The sequence below is a fragment of the Candidatus Aquicultor secundus genome (assembly GCF_002791875.1).
Taxonomy (GTDB): Bacteria; Actinomycetota; Aquicultoria; order Aquicultorales; family Aquicultoraceae; genus Aquicultor_A; species Aquicultor_A secundus.
Genome location: NZ_PFNG01000240.1, coordinates 1 through 2,695, shown reverse-complemented (window position 1 = coordinate 2,695; position 2,695 = coordinate 1). Strand labels below are relative to the sequence as shown.

The following is a 2,695-nucleotide window of genomic DNA, read 5'->3' as shown; positions in this document are numbered from 1 at the left end:
CATCACCATCCGGCTGGATCGTGTACGCCGGCACAATTACCGCCCCGGAAGGGCAACACACGCTCTACTATTACTCGGAAGACACATCGGCCAACAAAGAGACCGTGAAGAGCAGGGCATTTAAAGTAGATACGGTTATGCCATCCGCCTTCGACATCAGCTCACCGGCCGATGGCTCAGGCACAAACAACGCCAGCTATACGACATTCTCATGGGGTGCGAGTTCGGATATCAACCTGGCCAAATACCAGCTCTATATCGATGGTGCGCTAAGTAGGGATAGCCTCTCGCCATCGTCAACTTCATATACCGTTTCAACCCCGCTCATCGCAGGGACGCATACCTGGTACATACAAGCGGTGGATTCGGCCGGTAACACAACGAAATCAACATCGACCTTTACCATAAACGTAGCCGATGTTGTCCCACCGGCAACAGCACTCTCCACAAACCCGTCGAGCCCGGATGGTAGCGGTGGCTGGTTTGTGACGGCCCCGGTCATCACGTTGACCAGAAACGAACCGGGTGCAACCTATTACCAGTGGGATTCAACCTCTCCATCAGGATGGCAGACCTATGCAACAGGCGGCATTACCGGTCCTGAAGGAAAGCACACGCTCTACTACTATTCGGATGATACTTCCGCCAACACGGAGACCGTTAAGAGCAAGGCGTTCAACGTAGACCTATCGGCCCCTGCGGCCTTCAACATCGGCTCGCCGGCAGACAACTCATCGACGAATAACGTGACCAAGCCGACCTTTACATGGACCGCCAGCTCGGATTCGGTTTCCGGCGTAGCAAAATACCAGCTCTATGTGGATGGATCGCTTAATAGGGATTATCTGTCCGCATCATCGACATCATATACCATGACAACACCGCTAGATGCAGGAGCACATACCTGGAACGTAAAAGCGGTCGACGTGGCCGGTAATGCGGTAAGCTCAACCGCTACCTTTACGTTAAACGTGAGTGATGTGACGCCACCGGTAACAACGCTTTCCACCAACCCGTCGGGCCCTGACGGCAGCAACGGTTGGTTCAAAGCGAAACCATCTATTTTGTTAACCAGGAACGAGCCCGGTACAACGTATTACCAGGTGGATTCAACGTCAACCGGTGGCTGGACCGTATATACCTCGGCTACAGCCGGTGTCGGCGCGCAAGAGGGCCAGCATACGGTCTACTTCTACTCGACAGATAGCTACAACAACACAGAGACGATCAGGTCGCAATTAATCAAGATAGACACGGCCGCTCCATCATCGGGTATTACCTCGCCGGTTAACGGAGCGCACCTAAACGGCACAAGCTGTACGATTAGCGGAACGGCCTCGGACACCGCATCCTCAGGGCTATCAAAGATAGAAATATCGATCAACGACGGCGTATGGGTTACGGCATCCGGAACCACCGCCTGGAGCTACTCATGGCCATTGCCGGCAGATGGAAGCTACACGATCAAATCAAGGGCAACGGACATCGCAGGAAACGTAGAGACCGTGGGTTCGGGAATATCCGTGCTAGTAGATAAAGCCGCACCGTCGGTTGTTTCAAACGGCCCGGCTGATGGGGCTACGAACGTAAGCATAGCCACTAATATAACGGCCGTGTTTAGTGAGGATATAGATCCGGCAACCATTAACGGCACAACGTTTACCTTAAAAGACAATAATAACAACCCTATCACCGGAACGGTTACCTATGACCCGGCGAGCAGAACAGCCACCTTCCGTCCGTCGAGCCCGCTTAATTACTCGACCACTTATACGGCAACGATCAGCACAGGCGTGAAAGATTTGGCCGGTACCGGCCTAGCCGCAAATAAGTCCTGGTCATTTGCAACGATGCTGCTGACCAGTTCACCGGTAACATCGCTGTATGTTGACCCGGCAAGCCCGAACGGCACCAACGGCTGGTACAATACTAAACCTACAATTACGCTGACCAGCGATCGGATCGGAACGACATACTACCAGTGGGATTCACCGAATAACTGGCAGGTATATCCGGGTTCGCTAACCGGCAACCTCATTCCCGAGGGCCAGCATACGCTCTACTATTGTTCTGCAAGCTCGGGTATAACAGAGACTGCAAATAGCCAGGCATTTAAGATCGATGCAACGCCGCCGTCAATTCCGGCGAATGTAAAAGCGATGCCTGTATGCCCGTGTACCATCCAGCTTTCCTGGGATGTCTCAACGGATAATGTTGCCACTACCGGCTATAACGTCTACAACGGCAGCAAACAGAAAATCGCAAGCACCACAGGTAATAGTTTTAGTATTGGTGGGCTTCAGCCAAGTACTTCATATGGTTTCTATGTCAAGGCGTATGACGCAGCGAGCAACATGTCCGATTACAGCAGCGTTGCGACGACATCGACGCTACCGAGCCAGCCAACAGGCAGCGGAAGCGGAGTTACGGTCAACTTGCCCGGCGTTCAATTAGAGTTCAGTAACGTTACCAAGGATGGAACGACCACGGCCTCGATAGACACAAATGCGCCGTATAACGAACCGGCGAACTTTAAATTCAGGGGCGCCTATATTGATGTGCAAACAACCGCAAGCTATACCGGCGACATTACGATAACGGTTTCTTATGACCCGAGCCAAGTAACCGGTAACCCGCATAATCTCAAACTCATGCACTGGAACGGCCAGCGCTGGGAGAACATAACCGTATCCGT

1 protein-coding gene is annotated in these 2,695 nt (G+C 52.7%); it reads left to right on the top strand.

Annotation, left to right across the window (positions count from 1 at the left end):
- Positions 1–2,695: Ig-like domain-containing protein (locus tag COY37_RS10235; RefSeq protein ID WP_286977481.1), on the top strand; the 2,695-nt coding region annotated here is incomplete at both ends.